General features: G+C 65.9%; 22 protein-coding genes. 10 read left to right on the forward strand and 12 right to left on the reverse strand.

What is annotated here, in order from left to right; translation table 11 throughout:
* Positions 1-73: 73 nt before the first annotated feature.
* From ACJH7A_RS24360 to ACJH7A_RS24370, 3 genes are all read right to left on the reverse strand, one after another.
* The gene (locus ACJH7A_RS24360) at positions 74-1,408 is read right to left on the reverse strand and encodes an MFS transporter (protein WP_406802837.1); all 1,335 of its coding nucleotides are present in this window, start codon (positions 1,406-1,408) and stop codon (positions 74-76) included.
* 195 nt (positions 1,409-1,603) lie between these two features.
* Positions 1,604-2,302: a phosphonatase-like hydrolase gene (locus ACJH7A_RS24365; protein WP_406802838.1), complete on the reverse strand. Its 699-nt coding sequence runs from the start codon at positions 2,300-2,302 to the stop codon at positions 1,604-1,606.
* Between the two features lie 43 nt (positions 2,303-2,345).
* Entirely contained in the window at positions 2,346-3,491 is a 1,146-nt protein-coding gene (locus ACJH7A_RS24370) for a TIGR03364 family FAD-dependent oxidoreductase (RefSeq protein WP_406802839.1), read from the reverse strand.
* A 188-nt stretch (positions 3,492-3,679) separates the two neighbouring features.
* Here ACJH7A_RS24370 and ACJH7A_RS24375 point away from each other — a divergent pair, with 188 nt between their 5' ends.
* On the forward strand, positions 3,680-4,438 hold the full coding sequence (locus ACJH7A_RS24375) for an SDR family NAD(P)-dependent oxidoreductase (RefSeq protein ID WP_406774005.1): 759 nt from the start codon (positions 3,680-3,682) through the stop codon (positions 4,436-4,438).
* Position 4,439: 1 nt separating this feature from the next.
* Here the strand turns inward: ACJH7A_RS24375 and ACJH7A_RS24380 are convergent, their stop codons facing one another.
* Entirely contained in the window at positions 4,440-5,102 is a 663-nt protein-coding gene (locus ACJH7A_RS24380; RefSeq protein ID WP_406774004.1) for a TetR/AcrR family transcriptional regulator, read from the reverse strand.
* Positions 5,103-5,172: 70 nt separating this feature from the next.
* Between ACJH7A_RS24380 and ACJH7A_RS24385 the strand changes: the two genes are divergently transcribed.
* Entirely contained in the window at positions 5,173-6,618 is a 1,446-nt protein-coding gene (locus ACJH7A_RS24385) for a carotenoid oxygenase family protein (RefSeq protein ID WP_406774003.1), read from the forward strand.
* 18 nt (positions 6,619-6,636) lie between these two features.
* Here the strand turns inward: ACJH7A_RS24385 and ACJH7A_RS24390 are convergent, their stop codons facing one another.
* Genes ACJH7A_RS24390 through ACJH7A_RS24400 form a run of 3 tightly spaced genes read right to left on the reverse strand, consistent with a single transcriptional unit; the run spans position 6,637 to position 10,029 of the window.
* Positions 6,637-8,514, reverse strand: coding sequence for an alkyl/aryl-sulfatase (locus ACJH7A_RS24390; RefSeq protein ID WP_406774002.1), 1,878 nt, complete (start codon positions 8,512-8,514; stop codon positions 6,637-6,639).
* A gap of 31 nt (positions 8,515-8,545) precedes the next feature.
* On the reverse strand, positions 8,546-9,037 hold the full coding sequence (locus tag ACJH7A_RS24395; RefSeq protein WP_406802840.1) for a metallophosphoesterase family protein: 492 nt from the start codon (positions 9,035-9,037) through the stop codon (positions 8,546-8,548).
* An 11-nt stretch (positions 9,038-9,048) separates the two neighbouring features.
* Entirely contained in the window at positions 9,049-10,029 is a 981-nt protein-coding gene (locus tag ACJH7A_RS24400; protein ID WP_346415895.1) for a phosphotriesterase-related protein, read from the reverse strand.
* Positions 10,030-10,156: 127 nt separating this feature from the next.
* Here ACJH7A_RS24400 and ACJH7A_RS24405 point away from each other — a divergent pair, with 127 nt between their 5' ends.
* The 3 genes from ACJH7A_RS24405 to ACJH7A_RS24415 all read left to right on the forward strand — a co-directional run bounded on the left by ACJH7A_RS24405 (position 10,157) and on the right by ACJH7A_RS24415 (position 14,075).
* A complete protein-coding gene (locus ACJH7A_RS24405; RefSeq protein WP_029119091.1) occupies positions 10,157-10,621 on the forward strand; it encodes a hypothetical protein in 465 nt (154 codons plus the stop codon).
* Between the two features lie 179 nt (positions 10,622-10,800).
* Positions 10,801-11,199 (forward strand): MmpS family transport accessory protein, encoded by a 399-nt coding sequence (locus ACJH7A_RS24410; RefSeq protein WP_029119092.1) that lies wholly within the window; start codon positions 10,801-10,803, stop codon positions 11,197-11,199.
* 68 nt (positions 11,200-11,267) lie between these two features.
* Positions 11,268-14,075 (forward strand): RND family transporter, encoded by a 2,808-nt coding sequence (locus ACJH7A_RS24415; protein WP_406802850.1) that lies wholly within the window; start codon positions 11,268-11,270, stop codon positions 14,073-14,075.
* Between the two features lie 27 nt (positions 14,076-14,102).
* On the opposite strand, the gene ACJH7A_RS24420 is transcribed toward ACJH7A_RS24415, so the two are convergent.
* From ACJH7A_RS24420 to ACJH7A_RS24430, 3 genes are all read right to left on the reverse strand, one after another.
* The gene (locus ACJH7A_RS24420) at positions 14,103-15,341 is read right to left on the reverse strand and encodes a DUF222 domain-containing protein (protein ID WP_406802841.1); all 1,239 of its coding nucleotides are present in this window, start codon (positions 15,339-15,341) and stop codon (positions 14,103-14,105) included.
* A 146-nt stretch (positions 15,342-15,487) separates the two neighbouring features.
* Complete coding sequence (locus ACJH7A_RS24425) at positions 15,488-16,279, reverse strand: MBL fold metallo-hydrolase (protein ID WP_406784107.1); 792 nt, start codon at positions 16,277-16,279, stop codon at positions 15,488-15,490.
* Positions 16,276-16,833, reverse strand: coding sequence for an ester cyclase (locus ACJH7A_RS24430; RefSeq protein ID WP_406802842.1), 558 nt, complete (start codon positions 16,831-16,833; stop codon positions 16,276-16,278). The genes ACJH7A_RS24425 and ACJH7A_RS24430 overlap by 4 nt, the downstream gene beginning before the upstream one ends.
* A 101-nt stretch (positions 16,834-16,934) precedes the next feature.
* Between ACJH7A_RS24430 and ACJH7A_RS24435 the strand changes: the two genes are divergently transcribed.
* Genes ACJH7A_RS24435 through ACJH7A_RS24445 form a run of 3 tightly spaced genes read left to right on the forward strand, consistent with a single transcriptional unit; the run spans position 16,935 to position 19,624 of the window.
* Entirely contained in the window at positions 16,935-17,618 is a 684-nt protein-coding gene (locus tag ACJH7A_RS24435; RefSeq protein WP_406784105.1) for a TetR/AcrR family transcriptional regulator, read from the forward strand.
* 7 nt (positions 17,619-17,625) lie between these two features.
* Positions 17,626-18,963, forward strand: a complete 1,338-nt coding sequence (locus ACJH7A_RS24440; RefSeq protein ID WP_318983950.1) for a wax ester/triacylglycerol synthase family O-acyltransferase — start codon at positions 17,626-17,628, stop codon at positions 18,961-18,963.
* 22 nt (positions 18,964-18,985) lie between these two features.
* Entirely contained in the window at positions 18,986-19,624 is a 639-nt protein-coding gene (locus tag ACJH7A_RS24445) for a TetR/AcrR family transcriptional regulator (RefSeq protein ID WP_406784104.1), read from the forward strand.
* On the opposite strand, the gene ACJH7A_RS24450 is transcribed toward ACJH7A_RS24445, so the two are convergent.
* Complete coding sequence (locus ACJH7A_RS24450) at positions 19,575-20,777, reverse strand: adenylate/guanylate cyclase domain-containing protein (protein ID WP_406802843.1); 1,203 nt, start codon at positions 20,775-20,777, stop codon at positions 19,575-19,577. The two genes, ACJH7A_RS24445 and ACJH7A_RS24450, sit on opposite strands and share 50 nt — an antisense overlap.
* A 133-nt stretch (positions 20,778-20,910) precedes the next feature.
* On the opposite strand from ACJH7A_RS24450, the gene ACJH7A_RS24455 reads away from it, so the two are divergent.
* A complete protein-coding gene (locus ACJH7A_RS24455) occupies positions 20,911-22,164 on the forward strand; it encodes a saccharopine dehydrogenase family protein (protein WP_406784102.1) in 1,254 nt (417 codons plus the stop codon).
* An 11-nt stretch (positions 22,165-22,175) separates the two neighbouring features.
* Positions 22,176-22,856 carry a transporter gene (locus ACJH7A_RS24460; protein ID WP_406784101.1) on the forward strand — a complete coding sequence of 227 codons (681 nt, stop codon included), beginning with the start codon at positions 22,176-22,178 and terminating at the stop codon, positions 22,854-22,856.
* Between the two features lie 57 nt (positions 22,857-22,913).
* Here ACJH7A_RS24460 and ACJH7A_RS24465 read toward each other — a convergent pair whose 3' ends face one another.
* Positions 22,914-24,215 (reverse strand): flavin monoamine oxidase family protein, encoded by a 1,302-nt coding sequence (locus ACJH7A_RS24465; RefSeq protein ID WP_406784100.1) that lies wholly within the window; start codon positions 24,213-24,215, stop codon positions 22,914-22,916.
* Between the last annotated feature and the right edge of the window lie 19 nt (positions 24,216-24,234).

Here is a 24,234-nt window from a genome sequence, read left to right on the forward strand (position 1 = left end):
TGACTCACAACACACACGCGCCACAGAGCGCCTTGAGGCACCCCGCCCCAAAACCGCCTTATTCAGCAGGCTCCTAGTCGGCCACCGGCATCCGATTCCAGTAGGGAATCAACAGCAGCATGGCGATGAACGCGGCCCCGGCGAAGCCGTAGAACAGTGCCGAGGTGCCCAGGTAACCCGGCAGCAGGCCACCGAGGATGGCGCCTACCGAGCCGCAGCCGTTGATGATTCCCGTGGCCGTGCCGGCGTGCTTGGACGTACCGAAGTCGACGGCCGCGATACACGAGATCATGGCATCGGCGCCGTAGACGGTCAGGCCGATCAGGCCCAGGACGCCGACCATGATCCACACATTGCCCGTCGCGGTCAGCGGCCCGAACAGCATGAGCACCACAACCAGCACGGCCAGGCTGATAACGCTCGCCGGCACCCGGCGCGCCTTGAACACCTTGTCCGAGACGCGGCCCAGCAGGATCGGGGCGATGACGCCGGCGATGCCGAACGCCACCGGGACGGTCACCGCGGTGAACTTGTCACCGTCGTGCAGCTGTTCGGCAACGATCACCGGGCCCCACAGCAGGATGGCGTAGCGCGCGGGCTTGAGCAGAAAGTACGACGCCCCAAGGGTTCTCACCATCTGATCCTTCAGTACCACGGCAAGGGACTCGCGCCACGACGAGCTGGGCTCGGCGATGGCCTCGTCCTCCGCGGCAGCGTCGAGCTCGACCCCTTCCACGGTGTCCTCCGCGGCCCGGTACTCCTCGATCGGCGGTAGGCCGACATCCGCAGGGCTGTTGCGCTGGAAGATGAAGAACAGCACGAACACCACGGCGACGATGGCCGCACCGCTGAAGAACGCGGCGCGCCAGCTGCCGAACAGGTCGTAGGCGAACCACCCGACGACCGGCGCGGCGACGAGTCCACCGAAGGCGTAGTTGGTGCTCCACAGGCCGAGGACGTGGCCACGTTCCCCGACGGAGAAGAATTGGGACATGTTGCTCAACGTGCCCGACCAGCCCGTCGATTGAGCCAGGCCTTGCACGATCATCAACGGCAGCAGGAAGACCACGGCCGGCAGCAGACCCATGAACAGGGTCGCGACCGCCGAGATGGCGAGGCCGCCGAGCACGACGACGCGTGGGCCGAACCGGTCGGAGACCTGGCCCCAGACGAATTGGCCGACGGCGTAGGCGGTGAGATACGCGGCGTCGAGGTTGGCCATGACGCTCTTGGTCAGCTGGAGGTGCAGGACGGGGTCTTCGAGAATGCCGAGCTTGGCGACGGAGAACGTCTGCCGGGTGAAATAGAAACCGGCATAAGCGATCCAGGTGATGGCAAAGATGCGGATACGCCAGCGTTGGTACTTCGGATTGGTGGTGCGCGACTTGGACAGCAGGGTCTGCGACATGGCTGTTCACTTCCACTGGGGGCGGGGTAAGGGAGCGCGGAGCGAAGATGGGCCGACCAGAGGCGTAGCAACGCCATCGAGATCGTCGGCAAGGCAAGGGTTTTGGCGCGAGAGCGCGAGAGGTTAGAGTGAGAGGCGCGGGGTTGGTCGGGGCCGAGGGTGCGGCACCCGACCACCTCGGAGTGCGTCGTCGAATCAGCCCAGGGTTGCCACCAAACCGGGCAGGTCGGCCACGCTGTCCAGGATGTGGGTGGCGCCGGCAGCGGACAGCTGCGCGGCGTTGTGCGCGCCGGTCAGCACGCCGACCGAAGCGCGCGCTCCGGCGCGCAGGCCGGTGATGACGTCCGACGAGGTGTCACCGACGACCACCATCGATTGCACCGAATCGGTCTCGGTCTGCATGAGGGCGGCGAGCGCCATGTCGGGATAGGGCCGCCCGCGGACGCCGGGAGCGGGGCAGAGCACCGCGTCGGCCAGGTCCTGCCAACCCAGCGCATCGATGATGGCCTGCTGGGTTTCCCGGGCGAAGCCCGTGGTCAGCGCGACCTTGATACCGCGGGACCGCAAAGATGTAATGACATGTTCGGCCTGCGGGATGGGGCTGCAGTTGCCGTCTGCGACCAATTGGGCGTAGCAGCGCTCGAACTCCTTGTTGGCCGCTTGCGCCTGCTCTTCGTTGCCGCGGCTGAGGTGGCGGAACACGACGATCTTCGACTGCCCCATGGTGTCGGCGACGTAGCGCAGCATCTCCGCGCGGTCCGCCTCGGTCTTCGACAGACCGGCATGACTGTCGGCAGCCAGGAACGATTGCTGTACCAGGCCGGTGTCCTCGACCGTGGTACCGGCCATGTCGAACACGACGAGGCTGATTTTGGGGGCTGACTGGCTTTCCATTATGGCGTCCTTTTCTCTTGTGGCGATTGGGTTTTGGTGTGGCTCAGACAGTTGCGGGGATGCTGCTCGGCGACAGCACCCGGTCGACGGCGGCGGCCGCCAGGCCCAGGCCGGTGGTCATGCCGATCCCGGTGGTGACCGTCACGACGTGGGTGCGTTCCACCGGCTCCTCGATGAGGAACTCCTGTCCCGGGGCCGAGCAGTAGACGCCCTGCCAGCGTTCGGTGACTTCGATGTCGTTGACGCCGAAGAGTTTTCGGGTTTGGTCGAGCAGGATGTCGAAGCCCTGCTCGGACTGGAACGGCGCCGCCGCGACTTCCCGGATGTGGGTGTCGCCGATCAACAGCGAGCCGTCGGGCTGCGGCGTGAACATCAGGTGCAGGTCGATGTCCACCGCATCGGGGTGCTCGTCCCGCAGTCGCTGCGCGACGGCCCCGACGCTGGGCAGGTCCTCGAAACCCGAGTACCGCAGCAACGACCACCCGGTGAACAGCGGCGCCGGAAGCGTGAACGCCAGCGGCAGCCTGGCCCGGATCATGTGCAGCCGGCAGCGCAGCAATCCGTCGCGCTCGGCCAGCTGAGGGAAGAGCCGGTCGATGTCGTAGTTGACCGCGACGAAGGTGGTCTCGGTGCGTATCGGCCCGCGCGAGGTGTGCACGACGCCCGGCCCGAAGCCGGAAGCCGCGGTACGCCAATGGAAGTCGACGCCCTGCGATTCCAGCCACCGCGCGATGGACGGCACCGCGGTGCGCGGGTCGACCTGAAGGTCGCCCGGCAGGTACATGCCTCCGACAACGCGTGGATCGTGCACCGGTACGCGGTCGACCATCTGCTGACGGTTGAGCACGTGCACGTCACCACTGGGCCGGACGTCGGCGAATTCACGCATGACGGCCAGTTCGTCCTCGTGGCGGGCCACACAGTAGGTGCCCGCCTGCTTCGACCAGAACCCGGCCTGTCGAGACAGCTCGAGCCAGTGCTGCCGACCGGCCCGGGCGTAGTCCAGTGCGACACCGTTCTGCGCGGTGATGCACGCGTGGCCGAAGTTCTGCACCGACGCACCGACCACACCGGCCGCGTGATCGATCACCGCGACGGCCAGTCCGCGACGGTGGGCGTGATAGGCGTGTGCAAGGCCGACGATTCCAGCTCCTACGACAACGACGTCGTAGCTCCGTTGATTTGGCATGGCAATAACAGTGCGGCACATCGCCATAGTTGTCAATACAAGTTATGGCCAATTTCTGTACTCGTATATATAAGTGTAACGGCGTGTGAACGTGCGGGAAACAATGCCGACGGCGCACTACCCACCACAGGACGGCCGCCGTGACAACATGGGCACCAGCACGCCGCCCCAGCACCGAAGGAGCCGCCATGGGGTACGCCGACGAACTGTTCGACCTCACGGACCGGGTGGTCCTGATCACCGGGGGCAGCCGCGGCCTCGGTAGAGAGATGGCGTTCGCGGCGGCCCACTGCGGTGCCGACGTCATCATCGCCAGCCGGAACCTGGAGTCGTGTCAGGCCACTGCTGCCGAGGTCGTCGCCGAGACGGGCCGGGTCGCGCTGGCCCATCAGGTGCACGTCGGCCGCTGGGACGAGCTGGACGGCCTGGTGGATGCCGCCTATGACGCGTTCGGCAAGGTCGACGTACTCGTGAACAACGCCGGGATGTCGCCGTTGTACGAGTCGCTGGGCTCGGTGCCCGAGAAGCTGTTCGACGCCGTGGTGAACCTGAACTTCAAGGGGCCGTTCCGGTTGTCGGCACTGATCGGCGAGCGGATGGTGGCCGACGGCGGCGGCTCGATCATCAACATCAGTTCGTCGGGCTCACTGCGCCCGGACGCCTACATGCTGCCGTACGCCGCCGCCAAGGCCGGATTGAACACGCTCACAGAGGGTTTCGCGAAAGCGTTCGGCCCGACGGTGCGGGTCAACACTCTGATGGCCGGGCCGTTCCTCACCGACATCAGCAAGGCATGGGGTGCGGATACGTCGCGTGCCTTCCGCTCGCTGCCGCTGCAGCGCGCCGGCGATCCTCGCGAAATCGTCGGCGCCGCACTCTTTTTGATGTCCGACGCGTCCAGCTTCACCACGGGCTCGATCCTGCGCGCCGACGGCGGTTTCGCTTAGTTCACAAGTGGCCACTGGCCACGAGCGCGGCGGCCGCGGTGGCGAGTGACTCGTTGACGCGCTCGCGGTCGTCACCCATTCCGACGAGGAAATCGACGGTCATCGGGGTGAGAATATCCCGCAGCCCGTGGCCTTCCGCGCCGAAGAATCCGGCCATCTCGAGCATCACCGCCCCGTGGCACATGCTCCAGATCCGGCCTGCGACAGCGGCTTCGCCGTCGTCACGGATGCGCCCGGCCTCGGCCATCCGGCGCACCGAATCGCAGAGCGTCTGGAAGGACGCGTCGCGCGATGTGGCATGGCCGGTCACCGTCAGATCGCTGCGGACGCTCGACAACGATGCCGGGACCGTCGTGCCGAACATCAATTGGTAGTGCTGCGGATTCTTCAGCGCGAACCGGCGGTAGGCGGCGCCCATCGAGAAGAAGTCCGCCACCGGGTCATCGGTGTGCGGGATGGCTGCCAGCGCCGCACCGAACCGCGCGAAGATCTCGGCCGACAGGGCGTCGACCACACCGGTCATGGAGCCGAAGTGGGTGTACACCACCATGGTCGACGTACCCACCTCGGCGGCGAGCTTGCGCACCGTCAGCGCCTGGAGACCGTCGCGTTCGAGTATCACGATGCCGGCTTCGATCAATTGCCGACGAATTTCTTCGCTCACCCTTGCAGACCTCTCATAACAGTGTTATACCAGTAACCGCGGCCAATAACACTGTTATGGAGGTTCTGGGATGACCAACCGCTACCTGGAAGGCGCCTTCGCGCCACTGCACGACGAGTACACCCTGACCGAGCTGTCCGTGACCGGCACGATCCCGGACTACCTGGACGGCCGCTATCTGCGCAACGGCCCCAACCCGATCGGCGAAATCGACCCCGAGCTCTACCACTGGTTCCTCGGTGACGGCATGGTGCACGGCATCCGCCTCCGCGACGGCAAGGCCGAGTGGTACCGCAATCGCTGGGTGCGTGGGCCGTTGACCACGGCCGCGCTCGGCGAGGGCACGCCGCCCGGGCACGGTAGCCCGTTCGGCATCGGCGCCAACACCAACGTACTGGGCCACGCAGGCAAGACCCTGGCGCTGGTCGAAGGTGGCGGGGCGAGTTACGAGCTGACCGACGAGTTGGACACCGTCGGCGCGTGCGATTTCGACGGCACCCTCAGCGGCGGCTACACCGCACACCCGAAACGTGACCCGGAAACCGGTGAACTGCACGCGGTTTCGTACAGCTTCACCCGTGGCAACACCGTGCAGTACTCGGTGATCGGTGCCGATGGCCGGGCCAAGCGCACCGTCGACATCGAGGTCCACGGCAGCCCGATGATGCACGATTTCTCGCTGACCGAGCGCCACGTCATCTTCTACGACCTGCCCGTGAGCTTCGATGCGAAAACCATCGCGGAAATGGCGGTACCGAAGGCACTGCGGCTGCCGGCGCGACTGCTGTTGTCCTCGGTGATCGGCCGGGTCAAGATTCCCGATCCGGTCGTCGCGCGCCAGTCGAGCTTCAGATCGAATGATCGGCGCTTCCCGTACTCGTGGAACCCCAAGTACCCGGCGCGCATCGGCGTGATGCCCCGCGACGGCGGCAACGCCGACGTGCGGTGGTTCGACGTCGAACCGTGCTACGTCTTCCACCCGATGAACGCCTACGACTCCCCCGACGACAACACGATCGTCCTGGACGTGGTGCGCCACCCGAAGATGTTCGACACAGACCGCATCGGCCCCAACGAGGGGCCGCCGACGCTGGACCGGTGGACCATCGACCTCAGCGCCGGCAAGGTGCTCGAGGACCGCGTGGACGACCACCCCCAGGAATTCCCGCGCGTCGACGAACGCCTGGTCGGCAAGCGTCACCGCTACGGCTACGCGCCGACGATCAGCGAGGGCGCCGCCGGCAGCGACACGTTGCTCAAACACGACTTCGTCGGCGGCAACACCGCGACCCGTCACTTCGGTGCCGGAAAAGAGCTGGGCGAGTTCGTCTTTCACCCGTCGTCGCCGACCGCCGCCGAAGACGACGGCGTGCTGATGGGCTTTGTCTACGACGCGCCGACCGACCGCAGTGAGCTGGCGATCCTCGACGCCCAGACGCTGCAGGACGTCGCGAGCATCAAGCTGCCGCACCGCGTGCCGGCCGGCTTCCACGGCAACTGGGTGCCGACCGTCTAGCCGGGTCGGCCGGCCCGGCTACGGCGTGATGATGTTGAACGCCGGGTCGGGCCGGTCGATCGCGCCCAGTAGCGTGGGCAGGGCACTGGCGTCACCCGTCACCTCGACACCCGGCGAGCTGGTGTCGCCCGCGGCAAACGCCAAGAGCCGCAACTTGTTCGCCAGCGTGACGGTGGCCTGGGCGGTATCCGGGTCGGCGGCCACCTTGCGGTACACCAGCACCCCGTTGCGCAGGCTCAACCGGTAGTTGGTGGCGACATCCTCGAACGTCACGTCGATGGCCAGGTTCAGGTCCCACGACCGCGGGCCGTTGATGTTGATCGCGAAGGTGTCGAACATCTGCTCCGGGGTCAGCTGCGCGAGCAGCGTCGGCGACGAGCTCTGCGTCGGGGTACCGAAGTTCCCGACCCGCAGCTCGGTGGCACCGGACAGGAAGAAGTTGCGCCACACGGCGTTCTCGGCACCGTACGCCATCTGCTCCAGCGTGTCCGCATACAGCGCCCGGGCCGCGGCGTGGTGCTCGTCGGTGAAGATCGCGTGGTCCAACAAGGTTACCGCCCAACGGAAGTCACCCTCGTCGAACGCGGCCTGCGCCAGCTCGACAACCCGGTCGATACCGCCCATCGCCGCGACGTAGCGCGGCGCCGCGGCGGCCGGCGGGTGCTGCCAGAGGCGGCCCGGATTGCCGTCGAACCAGCCCATGTAGCGCTGGTAGACGGCCTTGACGTTGTGGCTGACCGAGCCGTAGTACCCGTGCGTGTGCCAGGCCTTCTCCAGAGCCGGTGGCATCTGGAAGGTTTCGGCGATCTCGATGCCGGTGTAGCCCTGGTTGAGTTGACGCAGCGTCTGGTCGTGCAGGTAGGCGTACAAATCCCGTTGCAGCGACAGGTATTCGACGATGTTGTCCTGCCCCCACGTCGGCCAGTGGTGCGACGCGAAGACCACGTCGGCGCGGCCGGAGAAGGTGTCGATGGCCTCGGTCAGGTAGCCCGCCCAGCCGTGCGGGTCACGGACCAGCGCGCCGCGCAACGTCAGCAGGTTGTGCAGGTTGTGGGTGGCGTTCTCGGCCATGCACAGCGCGCGGAATTGCGGGAAATAGAAGTGCATCTCGGCGGGCGCCTCGGTGCCGGGCGCCATCTGGAACTCGATCTCGACGCCGTCGATGGTGTGGGTCTCGCCCGTCACCTTGATGTCGAGCGTCGGCACGATCAGTGCCACCTCACCCGTCGACCCGACCTGTCCCAGGCCGCAGCCGACCTGCCCCTGCGGACCGCGGTCGAGCGCCGCGCCGTACATGTAGCCCGCCCGCCGCGCCATTGCCGTTCCGGCATAGACGTTTTCCTGTACCGCGTGCTCGGTGAAACCCTCCGGCGCGATGACCACGACGTGGCCGGCGTCGACCTCGGCCTGCGACGTCACGCCCAGCACGCCGCCGAAGTGGTCGGCGTGGCTGTGCGTGTAGATGACGGCCCGGACCGCACGGTCACCGCGGTGCGCGCGGTACAGCGCCAGCGCCGCCGCCGCGGTCTCGGTGGAGATCAGCGGGTCGATGACGATGATGCCGGTGTCACTCTCGATGAAGCTGATGTTCGACAGGTCCAGGCCGCGCACCTGATAGATGCCCGGCACCACCTCGTAGAGGCCCTGCTTGGCGCACAACTGCGACTGCCGCCACAGGCTCGGATGCACGGTGTCCGGCGCGTCGCCGTTCAGGAAGTTGTAGGAGTCGTTGTCCCACACCACTCTTCCGTCGGCCGCGGTGACGACGCACGGTTCCATCGCGGCGATGAAGCCGCGGTCGGCGTCCTCGAAGTCCCGGGTGTCCGCGAACGGCAGCGTCGCGGTGTGGGCGCGGTTGGCGGCGGCAATGGCATCGGTGGGCGGCTTCTGCTCCATGCCGACCAACCTAGCGTCAATTTCCCGCGGGTCAGAGCTTATGCAGCACTACGTCCGACAACGTGCCATCGCCGACCGAGGCCGTCATGTAGGTGCAGTGCGGCTGGCGTCGGCGGTCGGTCGGCGAGCCGGGGTTGAGCAGCCGCAGTCCGGTTGTCGCGGTGCTGTCCCACGGAATATGGCTGTGCCCGAACACCAGTACGTCGGTGTCGGGGTACAGGCGGGCCATGCGCGCGTCGCGTCCCGACGACGCGCCGGTCTCGTGCGTGACGGTGAACCGGACGCCCTCGAGCGTCACGTCGGCCCGCTCGGGCAGGCGGGCCCGCAGCTCTGCACCGTCGTTGTTGCCCCAGCAGGCGACCAGCCGTGTCGCTCGCAGCTCGAGTTCGTCGAGCAGTGCGACGTCCACCCAGTCGCCGGCGTGCAACACCACGTCGGCGCGGGCCACCTCGTCCCAGACTCGCGCCGGCATGTCGCGGGCGCGCTTGGGCACGTGGGTGTCGGAGATAAGTAGTAGACGCATCCCGCTGCGGCTCAACTGATCTCGCCGCCGAAATACCGGCGTGGATTATCGACCAGCATGGTGGTGAGCTGTTGGTCGGTGACGCCGCGTTCGCGCAGTGCGGGCAGTACGTCGTCGCTGATGTGCGTCAAGTTCCAGTTGGGCACCGCGGCCAGTTTCCCCTCGTGCGAGAACCAGTCGATGAAACACGAACTGTCATGCGCCAGCACCATCTTCTCGGCGTATCCGCGTCTGGCGAGTTCCGCCACGGTGTCGACGCGCTGCTCGAACGGCAGCAGGATGTCGAGCCCGAAGCGGTCCATGCCGAGATACGAACCGGCATCGGCGAGCGCGCACAGGTAATCGAGATCGGTGCTGTCGCCCGAGTGCCCGATCACCACCTTCGTGAGGTCGACGCCCTCCTCCCCCAGCACTTTCTGCGCGACGAGCCCGGAGCGGCTGTGCACGTCGGTGTGCACGGTGATCGGCGCGCCGGTCTGCACGTGGGCCTGGCCGACGGCGCGCATCACCCGCTCGACGCCCGGCGTCAGTCCCTGATGCTCGATGGCGCATTTCAGGAAGGCCGCGCGCACGCCGGTACCGCCGATGCCCTCCCGGATATCCCTGACGAACAGCTCGACCATCGGCTCGGGGGTGTCGAACAGCAGGCCGGGACCGGTGTGCAGGAACTGGAACGGCACGTCGTTGTAGGTGTAGATGCCGGTCGCGACGACGATGTTGATGTCGACCTGCTCGTTGACCCGCTGAATCCGGGGCAGGTACCGGCCCAATCCGATCACCGTCGGGTCGACGATGGTGTCGATGCCACGCGATTTGCATTGGCGCAGTTGGTCTATCGCGTCGGCGACGCGGGCGTCCTCGTCCCATCGCGACGGATAGTCCGGGAAGTTCTGCCGGATCTCGTCGCTCAGGATGAACACGTGCTCATGCATGAGCGTGGCCCCGAGGCGGTCGACGGGCACCGGGCCCCTGACGGTCTGCACGTGCGTCATCACGGCCAGTCTGTGTCATGAGCGGTCGAGCATCAAGACCCTATATCAACTGAGTTGACAAGTACCGCGTGTTGCCAGTTAGCTGAGGTAACGTCCCACCCATCTGCGAACTGCAAAGGAGTGCCCCATGGATTGGAACTTCCTCGGCACCGACTGGCACCTGTTCGGCAAGCTGGCCGACGTCGCCCTGCTGACGCTGCTGTTCGCCGCGACGGTGATGTTCTTCTACATCCAGCGCCTGCGGAAACAACCGCAGTTGCCGATCGCCGAAAACGTCCGGGCCAAGCAGACGGTGCTCACGAAGGTCCGCAAGCGCCAGCCGATGACCGCTGAAGAGCTCGAATATGCCACCCAGGTGATCGACAATCAGCGGACGTTGATGACATTCGCAATTCCCCTGACGATCTTTTCGCTGGGGTGTTTCTACGTGCTCGGCAGTCTCGAGCAACTCCACGGCGCAACCCCTTCGGAGCGCACCTTTCTCGGGGTCATCGCCATGATCTCGTCCATCAATGTGACCACCCAGATCTTCCGCGTGATCAAGCTGAAAAAGCGGCTCGGAAACGTCACCTTGGTGGATTCTGGGAATTAGCTGGACGCTCTCACCTCGTCTTTCTATTCCACGGAATATGTGGAAAGCCGTGCGTGTCCAATCACTGATAGTGTTTACGCCGATTCATCTCAAGTTAGTTGATATACAACTCGCCGACGTCGAAAGGTGATCGAGTGAGCCAACGCTCTACCGCCCGACGATTCCTCGCACGAGCCTGGATGCCGTTGATCGCCCTCATCGCGATCGGCGTCGGCGTGCTGTGCATGGTCAAGGTCCACGAATTCTCCGAGCCTGGACCGGTGCTGGCCGTCAACCCGCCGCAGGCGCCCCCGGAGTTCACCCCCAAGACGCTCACCTACGAGGTGTTCGGCACCCTCGGGTCCGGCGGCCTGCTTTCGTACGTCGACATCAGCGGACACCCCCACAAGGTCGATCTCACCGAACTGCCGTGGTCGCACACCGAGACCACGACCCTCACCGTCGTCTCCGGCAGCATCTCGGTCCAGGTGCACGGCGGCACCGTCGGCTGCCGGATGAAGGTGAATGACGTTGTCCGCGACGAACAGTCCGACGAGCACGGCAACGCCGACGTCGCCTGCCGGGTGAAGTCCGCGTGACCGACACCGACACCGCCCCGATCGCCCGCCCGGCGCACAGCGCGGCCAAGCGCCCCTTCGTCCCCAGAATGGTTCGCCTGCTGGCGATTCCGATCATCGTCTTCTGGGCCCTGCTCGCGGTGGTCACCAATACCTTCGTGCCGAAGATCGAAGATGTCGCAGAGGAACTCGCCGGCCCGATGGTGCCGACCTACGCGCCGTCCCAGGTGGCCATGCTGGCCATCGGCAAGGAATTCCACGAGTCGACCTCCACCAGCCTGACGATGCTGGTGCTGGAAGCCGATCGCGGCCTGACCGAGCAGGACCGCGACTACTACGCGGGCCTGGTCCGCACGCTGAACGCCGACACCACGCACGTCCAGTACGTCATGGACACGTGGGGCAAGCCGATCACTGCCGCCGGCGCGCAGAGCCTCGACGGCAAATCCGCCTACGTCCTGCTCCGCCTCGCCGGCGACATCGGGCAGATGGAGGCCAACAATTCGGTCGACGCCGTCAGGAAGATCGTCAAGGACTCCAATCCGCCTGCCGGACTGAAGGTTTACGTCAGTGGCGCGGCGCCGCTGGCGGCCGACACCGTCGAGATCGCCAACTCCAGCCTGAACAACATCACGATCGCGACGATGTTCCTGATCATCTTCATGCTGTTGCTGGTCTACCGCTCCGTCGTCACGATGCTGGTGCCGTTCTTCGGCGTGATTCTGCTGATGTTGTCGGTCAAGGGCGTCATCTCGGCGATCGGGCACTACGGCTTCATCCCGCTGTCGTCGTTCGCCACCAACATGGTCATCTCACTGACCCTCGGCGCCGGTACCGACTACGGCATTTTCCTCATCGGCCGATATCACGAGGCCCGCCTGGCCGGACAGAGTCGTGAGGACGCGTATTACACCGCTTACAAGGGTGTTTCGCATGTCATCGTCGGCTCGGGTCTGACCATTGCGGGCGCCTGCGCGTGTCTGACGTTCGCTCGGCTGAACTACTTCCACACCATGGGCCCCGCCGTCGCGGTGAGCATGCTGATCACCATCGCCGGCGCCCTGACCATCGGACCCGCCCTGCTCAGCGTCGGCAGCCTCTTCGGGCTCTTCGACCCGAAACAGGAAGTCAAGGCGAAGCTGTACCGGCGCATCGGCACCGCCGTGGTGCGCTGGCCGAAGCCGATCCTCGTCGCCAGTGTCGCGGTCGTCTCGGTGGGCGCGGTGTTCGTGCCGACCTACCGCGTCAGCTACGACGACCGCACCTACCAGCCGCCAGATGCCCCGGCCAACCAGGGATTTCAGGCCGCCGACCGGCACTTCCCCAAGAGCAAGCTGTTCAGCGAGATGCTGATGGTCCAAGCCGACCACGACATGCGCAACTCGGCCGACTTCATCTCACTGGACCGGGTGGCCAAGGCCCTGATCCGTCTGCCCGGTGTGGCGATGGTGCAGAGCATCACCCGCCCCATGGGACGGGCGCTCGAACATGCGTCCATCCCTTACCTTTTCACCACGCAGGGCAGCGGCAACGGCCAGCAGCTGCCGTTCACCCAGCACAACAACGAGAACACCGCGAAGCAGGCCCAGATCACCGCGCACAGCATCGAGGTGCTGAAGAAGACGGCCGACCTGACCCAGACCCTCGCCGACGAGCTGCACAACACCGTGCTGACCCTCGAGGACATGGAGCAGGTCACCAACGACATGCGCGACGCCGTCGCCAACCTCGACGATTTCATGCGCCCGCTCCGCGCATATTTCTATTGGGAACCACACTGTTTCGACATCCCGGTGTGCTGGTCGTTCCGGTCGCTGTTCGACGTGATCGACAAGGTCGACAACCTGGCGGCCGACATCGGCAAGGCCGTCGGATCCTTCGAGGTGATCGACAGGCTCATGCCGCAGATGGTGTCGCTGCTGCGGCAGACGGTCGCCGACAACCAGGCGTTGCTCGCGATCATCGTGAACAACTACGGCCCCACCGACATTCAGAATAGGAACACCGACCAGACCTTCGACGACATGATCAACGTCGGCAACGACTTCGACGCGTCACGCAGTGACGACTTCTTCTACATTCCCCGCGAAGCGTTCGACAATGACGACATCAAAATCGGTATGTCACTGATGATGTCGCCCGACGGCCATGCCGCGCGCTTCATCGTCACCCATGAGGGCAACGCGATGGGGCCCGAGGGCATCGAGCACGTCGAACAGTTCCCCGACGCGATCAAGATCGCGCTGAAGGAGACGTCGCTGGCCGGGTCGAAGATCTACATCGGCGGATCCGGGTCCAACAACAAGGACATCCAGCTGTACGCCAAGAACGACCTGATGATCGCGGCCATCGCCGCCTTCGTCCTGATCTTCCTGATCATGATGATCATCACGCGATCCCTGGTGGCCGCCGTGGTGATTCCCGGCACGGTGGCGTTCTCCTACGCCGGCGCGTTCGGGCTGTCGGTGCTGATCTGGCAGCACCTGATCGGGCTACCCCTGCACTGGCTGATCCTGCCGCTGACCTTCATCGTGCTGGTGGCCGTCGGCTCGGACTACAACCTGCTGCTGGTCGCCCGGCTCAAGGAGGAAATCCACGCCGGCCTGAACACCGGCCTCATCCGCGCCCTCGGCAGCACTGGCGGCGTCGTGACCTCCGCGGGCCTGGTGTTCGCGTTCACCATGCTGGCCATGCTGTCCAGTGATCTGCGGACCATCGGCCAGATGGGGTCGACGGTCTGCATCGGCCTGCTGCTCGACACCCTGGTGGTGCGGTCGTTCATCGTGCCGTGTCTGGTGCGACTGCTGGGCCCCTGGTTCTGGTGGCCGACATTCGTCCGGCAGCGGCCGCTACGTCCGTACACGCCGGCCACCTTGACCCCGGCTAACACTGTGTAGTTGTCAAGGTGCGCAATGCTTTAGGTGTTATGCGGCTGTGTCGAGGCGCATGGTGCGGCGGTTGTATGCGGGGATCGGTTTTCGTTGCGGGTCGACGGCCGCGGGTGGGACGAGCCAGGGGTGTTTGTCCAGGCCCATGACGACGTCCCAGCCGTCGTGGTGGACGTTGGCGTGGCAGGCCGGGCACAGCAGGCAGCCGTTGGCTAGTGATGTCTCACCGTGGTGGGTCCAGTGGATGATGTGGTGGGCGTGGGTGCGTCCGGGTGGTGCGCCGCATTTGATGCAGCACTGATCCCGCAGATACAGCGCTTTGCGCAGGTGCGCCGGGAACAAACGTTTCTCCCGGCCCATGTCCAGGGGTACCTGTTCGCCGTCGACGATGATCGTGGTGACGGTGGTGTCGCAGCAGATTCGTTCCAGGGTCATGGTGCTGATCGACCCGATGAATTCCAACGCCGCCAGGTCTGGAGTGTCGGCGGGCACCGTCACCAGTAGCTGCGTGCGCGGCGCGGAAGCGACGTCCCCGCCGCGGGCGGCGATGTCCAACACGGCCTCTAACGCATCCGCCCGCCGCCTGCCCGCCGTGCGGGTGTCGGGGGTGCCGTCGGGTTCGGGCCGCGGTGCCGAGTGTTCCTCGATCGCTGCGACCAGCTTGGCGCCCACCTCCACGTCCAAGTCCGCGCGCACCTGCACCCGACCATCGGAGGTGACGCGGTGCTCGACGGTGTTGATCGACCGGTCCTCCGCGGCCGGCAACCCACCTTCGGCGGCCGCATGCCGGTTCCCCAAACGCCGCGCGCGTTTGTCGATGTCGGCGGGGGTGGCGCCAGAGAAGAACTGCCCCAGCAGATCGGTCACCTGCGCGAACCGGGCTTCTTCGTCTACCTCACCGGGTGCGCGGGCTTGGATGTGGTTGATGCCTTTGACGATCGCATCGACATGCTCCCCGGAGATCGCACCGTCGGCGGCATGGGCCGTGAGCGTGGGTAACGCCGGCAAGGCGCCCGATACCCGGATAAAGCGCTCGGCCACCGATGGCGCACACCCCAACGCCATCAACAACTCCCGCGACGTCCGGCCCTGCGCCGCCGCCACCCCGCGGCGATCCAGCACCCCGGTCAGCATCGCTGCCAGATGATCGATCACGCCACGCAGTGTCAGTAGCGTCCGCAGCACACCAAGTGCGGCATCCCCGGTGATGTCTTCGGAAATGACCACGCCGCGCAGGTGGTCGAGGAGAGCTTTGAGATCCGGTGCGATTCCCATAACACATCGTATCGAACATACGTTCGAAAGGCAACGGATCTATCGCTCCGAACTTTCCGGCATGCCAGAGGGCGAGCCGCGAAGTGGCGGCTAGGTCACTGCGCGCTAGGCGAGAGAGCAAGCGCCGATCGCGACGCCCAACCGGCCTAGCCGCCGACCGCTTGCCGCAGCAGCTGCGGATCATGGGCGTTGACGAGGGACATATCAGGTTCATCCGAAGCCCAAAGTTCGCTCAGCCGTTGATGATTGGCCTGCACCTTCGCCCAGTCGAAGGCAACTGAGCGTTCCATCAGACGCAGGGCCCGCGGCGCGGTATTGCTGCCGTCGAGCTGGCCACGATGGTAGAAGCTGTCGCCGGCATGCAGAATCCAGCGGTCCCCCGCGTCGACGGCCACCGCGGCGTGCCCGCGCGTATGCCCGGGCAGGCTGATCAAGACGATGCCGTCAGCGATCTCGGCCAACTCTTTGGCGCCGGGGAAGCCGCGCCACGACTCCGAGGCCGCGGGCGAGTGCTCGACCAGGATCGGGCCGTGCGCGTGACCGGCCGGCAGGTAGCGCTGTTTCTCCACGAGCGTCTTCGGATGCAGTGCCGCGAATGCCTCGGCATCGGTGAGATGAACCTGCGCCCAAGGGAAGTCCGCCAGACCTCCCACGTGGTCGGCATCGAAGTGGGTCACGACGATGTGCCGCACGTCGCTGGGCTCGAACCCGAGGCGGCGAATTTGGTTGATGGCGGCTTCGTTCGGATCGAACACCGGGCGGACGTAGAAGCGGGCCGGGCCGAAGCGACTGCCCGGCGACTCGGCATCCCGCAGCCCCAACCCGGAGTCGACAAGCACGAGACCGCCCGGCGTTTCGACAAGGAGTACGTGGCAGACCAATCCGTCGGGCACGAACCGCGGATGCATGGTGCCGCAGTTGAGGTGGTGGACCCTCATGTCAGGTCAGCCGGGGCCGTCCCGATGAGCCGGGCATCGGGTTGGCTGGACATGGCCAGCAGCCCCCGCAGTCCGCGGATGACGGCGGGCCAGTTTCGCGGGTCACGCAGATTCAGGCCTCCCACAAGCTGTTTCAGCAGCGTCAGCGTGTCGAAGTAGATGCGTTCGGCGACCAGGTCCTCGTTCTCGTCGAACACGAAATAGGCCGTCATCCGGGTGCGGTGCCGCGAGCCCGTCGCCGGGATGCCGCCGAGCGGGCCGAGATGCGTTCCGAGGAGCCAGAATTCGACGATCACGGCATCAGCGCTGTGTCGCAGCGCGATGATCTCGTGATCCTGGTCGGGAAACGCGACGCGGGTGTCGTGGTAGTAGCCACGCACATCGACGTCACCGTCGTGGACGGTGAGCGTCGGGATGATCTCGTAGTGCGGATGCGGGAAGGTGGCCAGCACGTCGTCCCAGTCCTGTCGGACCTCGTCGTGGAAGTGGTCGAGGACGAGCTTTTCGCGAGCCTGCAACACCTCGACGGAAGGGATGGCGAAGCGGTGCGTCATGGCGTCCTCCTCGAACTGCAAAGTATTTCCACACCGTGGGATTAATATGACAATAATCCCACGGTGTGGAAATTTGCAAGGGTCTGGGCCAGAATGAGGCCATGAACGCGGCCACCCCGACTCCCCGCCGCGGACGGCCGCCGAAGGCGCTGGCACAGCTGACGCGATCGACGATCCGGGAAGCGGCGCTGACCGTCATCGACCAGGACGGCATCGCCGCGGTCAGCATGCGGTCCGTCAGCCGCCTGCTCGGCGTCGACGCCAAGAGCCTCTACCACCATGTCGCCGACAAGGACGATCTGCTGGACGCCGTCGCCGAACATCTGCTCGGGCAGCTGCGACCACCGGCACCCACCGGCGAGTTGCGGACCGACCTGCGGGCCCTCGCCTACGAGTTCCGGCGCGTGACCCTCGCCCACCCGGAGGCCGCGACGCTCGTGCTGACCCGGCAGATGACGACGCTCGCCGGACTCGCGCCCGTCGAGGCTCTCCTGTCGATCCTGCATCGGGCCGGCGCCGCCCCCGAGCTCGCCGTGCGACTCACCCGTGTCCTGGTGGCCGCCGTCGTCGGGATGCTGCTGCGCGAGGTGTCCGCCGGCCCCACCTTCGGCAGCGGAAAGTCCGCCGACATCGCTGCCCGGCAGGCCGAACTGGAAGATTCCGCGCTCCCGGAAGTGGTTGCGTGCGCACCATTTCTCGCCCGGTTCGACCGGGACCGGGAATTCGCGTCGGGCGTGGACTTGCTCGCGGATTTCGCCGCATTCCAGCTGGTGAGCCTGACATAGTGCTGCCATGCGGTTGCTGAGTGCTGTCGACACGATGTTCTACCGGATGGAGTCCGACCGGACGCCCATGCACATCGGCGCCCTGCTGACGTTCCGGCTGCCCGACGGCGCCGGGCCGGACTACGTCCGCACCCTGTACAACGCATTCGCCGAACTGTCGTTCCTGCCGTTCCCGTTCGACAGCGCCGTCGTCGACGGCCTGCTGCCCGAGTGGCGCGAGGTCCGCCCGGACCCGGAGTACCACGTCCGGCTGTCAGCGCTGCCGTACCCCGGAAGCGAGGCCGATCTGGGCACCCTGGTCGCCCGGCTGCACGCGCACCCGCTCGACATGCGCCGGCCACTGTGGGAAGCACACTTCATCGAGGGCCTGTCCGACGGTCGCTTCGCCATGTACTTCAAGGCCCACCACTGTGCGGTGGACGGTATGGGCGCGATCAACACCATCAAGAAGTGGTTGAGCACCGAGCCGGACCGCTACGTGCCGCTGTCCGAGGCCGGACCGAAGGCCGAGGTGCCCGACCGCAACCGGGTCGCGTCGGTCGCCTACGAGCTGTGGAACCGGACGACGGACGGCGTCGCGGGTTCTGCCGAGTTGGTGAAGAGCCTGGTCGGCATGATCGGCGGCGACAACAGCCACGTCGGCGCCACGCTGGGCACGCCGCGCGCGCCGTTCAACGCCACCCTCACGCCGCAGCGCCGGCTCGCGGTCGAGGTGCTCGAACTGGGCCGCCTCAAGGCCATCGCCAAGGCCACCGAGACAACCGTCAACGACGTGACACTCGCCGTGTGTGGCGCGGCGCTGCGCCGCTACCTCGACGAGCAGGGCGAGCTGCCCGAGCAGACGCTGACCGCCTCGGTGCCGGTGGGCTGGGAGCGCGACGAGGACACCTTGAATGCGGCCGCGGGCTTCGTCTGCCCTTTGGCGACAACAGAATCGGACCCGTTGCAGCGGCTGGCGGTGATCAACGCCTCGACCACGCGCGGTAAGAAGGAACTGCTCGCGATGTCACCGAATGCCCTGAACCACTACACGTTGATGGGGTTGCTGCCACTGACGATCGGGCAGAAAACCGGTGCGCTGACCAAGATTCCGCCGTTGTTCAACCTCACGGTGTCCAACGTGGTCCTGACCAGAGAACCGCTGTACCTCGGTGGCGCACAGCTGGAATTGATCGCTCCGGTCTCTTTCCTGTGCGACGGCTACGGACTGAACATCACCCTGGTCGGCTACACCGACAAGGTCATCCTCGGCTTCGTCGGCTGCCGAGACACCATGCCGCATCTGCAGCGCCTGGCGGTCTACTCCCGCGAGGCGCTCGACGAATTGGAGCGGGCCGCCGCATAGGCCGCTGATAGAATCTCGATCCGTGATCGAGTCTTCGTCGGTGAGCCAGCCGGCTGTTCGCACCGCGGTGCAGCGCCGCGGCATCGAACGCACCCAGGCGATCCTCGATTCCGCCGAGACGATCCTCGCCGAACAAGGTTATGCCGCAGCAACTCTCAAGGCGATCGGCGAGCATGCCGGCATCCCGACGGCATCGCTCTACCACTACTTCGCGGACCGGAGGCAGGTCGAGGCCGAGCTCGTGCGGCGCCACATCCCGGTCATCGACGAGCGCTTCGCGGCATCGCTGTACGGCAACAAGATCCGGACGCTGCGCGACGGCGTCGACGCGATGATCGACCCACTGCTCGCCTACTTCCGGGAGAATCCCGGATTCGTGCAGCTGTGGTTCGCGGGCCGCAGCGCGACACTGTCCGAGCTGGGTGGGTTGTTCGACGAATCCTGGGCAGAAAAGCTGTGGCACTTCCTCATCGAGCACGAACTCATCACCGCAGCGACCCCGTTGTTCGCCGTCCAGTTGATGTTCGAGGTCGGTGATCGGCTCTTCGACGTGGCGTTCCAGCGCTCCCCCAAGGGCGATGACGCCACCATGGACGAGGGTCGGCGCATGCTCACCGCGTACCTGACGACATTCGCCCCATCAGGTACCAGGTCTGCATGACCCCCTTGCCCTTGACCTCGACGGCACCCCGCTCCTCCAGCACGAACGCGTCCTTGAGCCGCTCATAGACGTTGTGCGGCACCTGGATTCGACCTTCGACATCGGTGGTCTCCATTCGCGCCGCGACATTGACCGCGTCCCCCCACACGTCGTAGAAGAACTTGCGTGCGCCCACCACACCCGCGACCACCGGTCCGGCCGCCAGCCCGATGCGCAGTGGCACCCGCCGCCCGTTGGGGTCCGTCAGCTCGGCCACTGCGCCGACCATGTCGAGAGCCAGGTCAGCCAGCGCCTCCAGATGGTCGGGCCGCGGCTCGGGAACCCCGCTGACGATCATGTAGGAGTCGCCGCTCGTCTTGATCTTCTCCAGGCCATGGCGGTCCACCAGGGTGTCGAGGTCGGTGTAGAGGCCATCGAGGAACCGGACCAACTCGGTCGGCGTGGTATCGCTTGCGCGCTGGGTGAATCCGGCGATATCGGCGAACAGCACCGAGGCGTCGTCGTAGCGGTCGGCGATGACGTCGCGGTGCGGATCCTTCAACCGCTGAGCGATCTTCGAGGGCAAGATGTTGGCCAGCAGCGACTCGGAGCGCTCGTATTCGGCAGCCAAAGCCGATTCCGCGCGGCTGATTTCACGCAGTGCGTACCAGACGGTCGCGAGGACGAGCACCCATGAGGAAATTACCGAGATGAGGAATCCGGCAGTCGTGACCCACAGCGGCTGGACACCGGTGTCCGCGGGCACCAGGTACTGGAGCGCGATGATGAGTGCCGCACCCACCGCCGCCACCGCCGATGCCACCACGATGTGCTCGATCCCCAGGATCAGCACCACCAGCGAAGCGGCGACCAGGAAGTACAGCTGCTGGCCGGAACCTCTTCCGACATAAACGGTCACGAGCGTCGTCAAGGAGTACGCGATACCGATGAAGGTCAGCGGCGCGACGAGTTCGCCGTACCGGTACAAGCGGGGAATCGCGAGATAGACCGGGGCGCACACGACGGCGAGGCCACCGATCCAGATGCCGGCCTCGCCGGCGAGCATCGACAGCGTCCCGAGGAACGCGGCGACGACGGCACCGATCCTGGCGGCCACCGTGAGGACGCGTCGGCGGCGCGCCAGACTCTCGGCGGACGCAGCCTTCGGCGACATGATCCGCAGCCTAGCGCCGAAAGCGCACGTCACCGCGGGCATTGACAGTGCATCCGCGCGAAACCTAAACTCGATTTCGATTCGATATTGGCTTTGAGTATTACAGGGCGATCCCCATCAGAAGGAGAAGAACATGGCCAACACCCGACGGCGGGTCGTCTTCATCGGCGCGGCCGGTGAGATGTGTCGCCTGGCCATCGAACGGTTCGCGGTAGCCGCCGGCGACTGGGAGCTCGCGCTCTACGACATCCGGCCAGAACTGCTCGAGCCGCTGATCAAGAAGCTGCCGAGTGGGCTGGCGACGGCCGCCCGGCTCGATCTGTATGACCGCGACGGCCTGCGCACCGCCATCGACGGCGCGGCACTCGTCGTGCTCGGCGCCGGCCCGTACAACCGCACCGCCGGTCCGGTGATGGAAGCCTGCCTGGCCGCCGGGGTGCCGTACCTCGATTTCGATGACGACATCGAAAGCACCTTGCACGCACTGACTCTGGGCGACGCCGCCAAGGCGGCCGGCGTTCCGATGTACATCGGCTGCGGCGCCTCGCCCGGCATCACGAACGTGCTGGCCGCCGACGCCGCCGCCGAACTGGACACCGTCGAGAACATCGACGTCTATTGGGTGGTCGGCGACGAGCGTGGTTCGATCGGTCGCGCGGTGCTCGACCACATGCTGCGCGTCGCCGCGGGTCCCTGCATGACGTGGGAGAACGGCGGACCGGTCATGCACCAGTCCTGGCTGGAGACCCGGTGGACGGACCTGGGCGGCGGGCTGGGCCTGACGTTGGTGCACGAGACGGCCCATCCCGAACCCGTGACACTGCCGCGGAAGTACCCCGATGCCAAGAACATTCGTTGTTTCGGCGGCCTGGACCCGGCGCCCTACAACGGCCTGGTCCGGGGCGTCGGCCTGGCCGTGCAGAAGGGTCAGATACCCGTCGAGAAGGCCATCGACTTCCTGGAATCCCTGCTCACCGGCGGAGTGGGCAGTGTCGCCGGCTGGCGCCACGGCCTGGCGGGAATGTGGGACCTGGTGCGCACGGGTGAGTCGACGCGCCTCGAGCTGCTCACGTTCCTCGCCAAAGCTGCAGCGGGCCACACCTTTCCGTACAAATCTGGGCTGAAGGTCGAGGTGACCGGCCTCAAGGACGGCATCCCCACCGTCGCCAGCCGCCGCACGCCGGTCGCAGGCCCAGGCACCTATCTGTTCACCGACATGGCGGCCGCAACGGGCACCGCGTGCGCCGCGTTCATGGTGGTGGCACTCGAATCCGGCAGCCGCGCCGGGGTTTTCACGCCCGAGGAATGGGCCGAACCGGCGCAGTTCTACTCGGCACTGAAGCGGGTCGGCACGCCGAGCGCCGAACTTCCCGTCGGCGCGCACTAGAGGGGCTGGTCATGGATCTGAAGACCGCGTTGTACGCACTCGCCGACATCTTCATGATCGTCGCCGGTTTCACGTACGGCTTCAAGTTCATTCGGAACTACCAGAACTACCTGCTGGGCCTCGAGTGGATCATCGTCGCGTCGTCCGGCACCAACTTCCTGGTGTATGGGCTGGTCGGCGCCGACGAAACCAGTCCGATGTTCCACGCGGCGTTCTTTCTCGACGCCTTCTCGCGGTCGATCGGCATCACCGTGATCCTCGTCCTGGGCCTGATGAAGGTCACGCACGGGTACCGGCCGTCGATCGCCGTCGACATCGGAGTGTTCGGGCTCGCGGTCATCGGCGGACTCGTGATGTCGTTGTTCGCCGCGGATTTCGGCGTGGCCGGGGCCATCTTCTACGTGGTCATGAACGCCCTGACGACGCTGTTCCTGTTCTACTTCGCCTGGCGACTGTGGCGGATCGGCGCACAAGGTAACGCGATGGCCGTCGCCGCCGTGACGATCGCGGCGGCTGCCATTGCCGGAATGTACGACTTCTACCGCATCCCGGGCGACGATCAGCACCACACGGTCTTCTACATCCTGGCGCTGACCACCTGGGCGGCGCAGATGACGGTGTATTACTACGGTTACCGCGCGCTGGACAATCACACCGCGCGAATCCCGGCCGAAAAGGCTTTTACCGCATAGCACTTCGCAGACAGTGACGGCCCGCGGGTACATCCCGCGGGCCGTTTCTGCACTTCGTCAGTACGCGCCGTCGGCCAGTCCGGCAGCGATGCTCCGGGCCGCGTGCGCACCGGTGTCCATGGCACCTTCGATGGCGCCGGCCTCGACCCCGGCAATGTCGCTGCCGGCGAAGTGGATTCGCCCATGGGCTTCCCGCAGCTGCGCGGCACCGCCGGTGAAGTGTCCCGGCCGGTGCACCATGAATCCGCCCTTGGAGAATTCGTCGGTAACCCAGTCATGGCAGGCGGTTTCGCGCACCTCGATGTCGGCAATGAACGCCCGCAACGCCTGCTGCACCGCGGCGGGATCGTTGGCGTCGATCGCGGCGCCCGTGGAGCACAGACACATGATGAACGTGTCGCCGTCTTCGTGGTACTCCACCCGTGCGGCGTTGATGGGGTTCTGTCCCAGCGGCGCGACGGCCTGGAACGGCTCGAGTACGCCCTTGGCCCGCACCCAGATTTTGGAGCCCACGATCGGATTCTTCTCCTCGATCATGCGACGCGACGCCGCCGGGACCTCGGGGGTGATGGCGATGTCCCCCAAGGTGTTCAGCGGCACCGCGACGACGGCCGCACGCGCCCGGATCCGCTGACCGTCTCGCGTGGTGACGGTGACGCCGGCACCGTCGTCCTCGACTGCGGCGATCGGAGTCGACAACCTCACCTTCGCCGTCGACTCCGCCATGATGGCGTCGAGCAGCCTTCTGGTGCCGCCCTCGATGGGCCAGGTGCCGGCTGTCTCGAAGAACGCCGCCCAACTGCCGAAGTATGTCGCCACGCACGAAAGGAACTGGGCGACACCGTGATCTTCGTAGGACGTCACCAGCGCAGCCATGGCACCGTCGAGCAGGTCATGCTCGTAGGGCGGCAGATTCAGTGCGTTGAGCCGGTCGGCAATGGTCTCTTTCTCGATTGCGCTGGTGTCAACGAGGCCGATTTCGAACGGTTGCGGGAACACAGCACGAGCGTCGGCGAAGAACTGATTCATCAGCGGCTCGAGCGCCGCGCCGTACTCCTCGGGTAACGCCGAATGCGTTGCGCCTTCGGCAATCCAGTACATCGTGGTGGGCACGACAGGGATCTGGAGTGGAATGTTGTGCCGCTGCAGTTCCTGCCACATGTTGGGCTGCGTCCAGTGCACATAGGTGCCCCCGTACTCCAACTGCCGGCCCAGGCCGGGACCGGTCCACGTGCGGCCGCCGACCCGGTCGCGTGCCTCGAGCAGCACCACCGAGTGCCCTTTGAGGCTCAGGTCGCGCGCCGCGATGACGCCGGCGAAGCCACCGCCGATCACCGCGACGTCGTATTGATCTGTCATTGTTGCTCCCATCAAAGGC

Origin of the sequence: Mycobacterium sp. SMC-17 (assembly GCF_045310915.1) — a bacterium.
Lineage (GTDB): Bacteria > Actinomycetota > Actinomycetes > Mycobacteriales > Mycobacteriaceae > Mycobacterium.

What these genes read in the sequence shown, in the direction of transcription:
- ACJH7A_RS24360 (WP_406802837.1), bottom strand. Translation starts at nt 1,408, where the DNA reads ATGTCGCAGACCCTGCTGTCCAAGTCGCGCACCACCAATCCGAAGTAC.
- ACJH7A_RS24365 (WP_406802838.1), bottom strand. Translation starts at nt 2,302, where the DNA reads ATGGAAAGCCAGTCAGCCCCCAAAATCAGCCTCGTCGTGTTCGACATG.
- ACJH7A_RS24370 (WP_406802839.1), bottom strand. Translation starts at nt 3,491, where the DNA reads ATGCCAAATCAACGGAGCTACGACGTCGTTGTCGTAGGAGCTGGAATC.
- ACJH7A_RS24375 (WP_406774005.1), top strand. Translation starts at nt 3,680, where the DNA reads ATGGGGTACGCCGACGAACTGTTCGACCTCACGGACCGGGTGGTCCTG.
- ACJH7A_RS24385 (WP_406774003.1), top strand. Translation starts at nt 5,173, where the DNA reads ATGACCAACCGCTACCTGGAAGGCGCCTTCGCGCCACTGCACGACGAG.
- ACJH7A_RS24390 (WP_406774002.1), bottom strand. Translation starts at nt 8,514, where the DNA reads ATGGAGCAGAAGCCGCCCACCGATGCCATTGCCGCCGCCAACCGCGCC.
- ACJH7A_RS24395 (WP_406802840.1), bottom strand. Translation starts at nt 9,037, where the DNA reads ATGCGTCTACTACTTATCTCCGACACCCACGTGCCCAAGCGCGCCCGC.
- ACJH7A_RS24400 (WP_346415895.1), bottom strand. Translation starts at nt 10,029, where the DNA reads ATGACGCACGTGCAGACCGTCAGGGGCCCGGTGCCCGTCGACCGCCTC.
- ACJH7A_RS24405 (WP_029119091.1), top strand. Translation starts at nt 10,157, where the DNA reads ATGGATTGGAACTTCCTCGGCACCGACTGGCACCTGTTCGGCAAGCTG.
- ACJH7A_RS24410 (WP_029119092.1), top strand. Translation starts at nt 10,801, where the DNA reads ATGCCGTTGATCGCCCTCATCGCGATCGGCGTCGGCGTGCTGTGCATG.
- ACJH7A_RS24415 (WP_406802850.1), top strand. Translation starts at nt 11,268, where the DNA reads ATGGTTCGCCTGCTGGCGATTCCGATCATCGTCTTCTGGGCCCTGCTC.
- ACJH7A_RS24420 (WP_406802841.1), bottom strand. Translation starts at nt 15,341, where the DNA reads ATGGGAATCGCACCGGATCTCAAAGCTCTCCTCGACCACCTGCGCGGC.
- ACJH7A_RS24425 (WP_406784107.1), bottom strand. Translation starts at nt 16,279, where the DNA reads ATGAGGGTCCACCACCTCAACTGCGGCACCATGCATCCGCGGTTCGTG.
- ACJH7A_RS24430 (WP_406802842.1), bottom strand. Translation starts at nt 16,833, where the DNA reads ATGACGCACCGCTTCGCCATCCCTTCCGTCGAGGTGTTGCAGGCTCGC.
- ACJH7A_RS24435 (WP_406784105.1), top strand. Translation starts at nt 16,935, where the DNA reads ATGAACGCGGCCACCCCGACTCCCCGCCGCGGACGGCCGCCGAAGGCG.
- ACJH7A_RS24440 (WP_318983950.1), top strand. Translation starts at nt 17,626, where the DNA reads ATGCGGTTGCTGAGTGCTGTCGACACGATGTTCTACCGGATGGAGTCC.
- ACJH7A_RS24450 (WP_406802843.1), bottom strand. Translation starts at nt 20,777, where the DNA reads ATGTCGCCGAAGGCTGCGTCCGCCGAGAGTCTGGCGCGCCGCCGACGC.
- ACJH7A_RS24455 (WP_406784102.1), top strand. Translation starts at nt 20,911, where the DNA reads ATGGCCAACACCCGACGGCGGGTCGTCTTCATCGGCGCGGCCGGTGAG.
- ACJH7A_RS24460 (WP_406784101.1), top strand. Translation starts at nt 22,176, where the DNA reads ATGGATCTGAAGACCGCGTTGTACGCACTCGCCGACATCTTCATGATC.
- ACJH7A_RS24465 (WP_406784100.1), bottom strand. Translation starts at nt 24,215, where the DNA reads ATGACAGATCAATACGACGTCGCGGTGATCGGCGGTGGCTTCGCCGGC.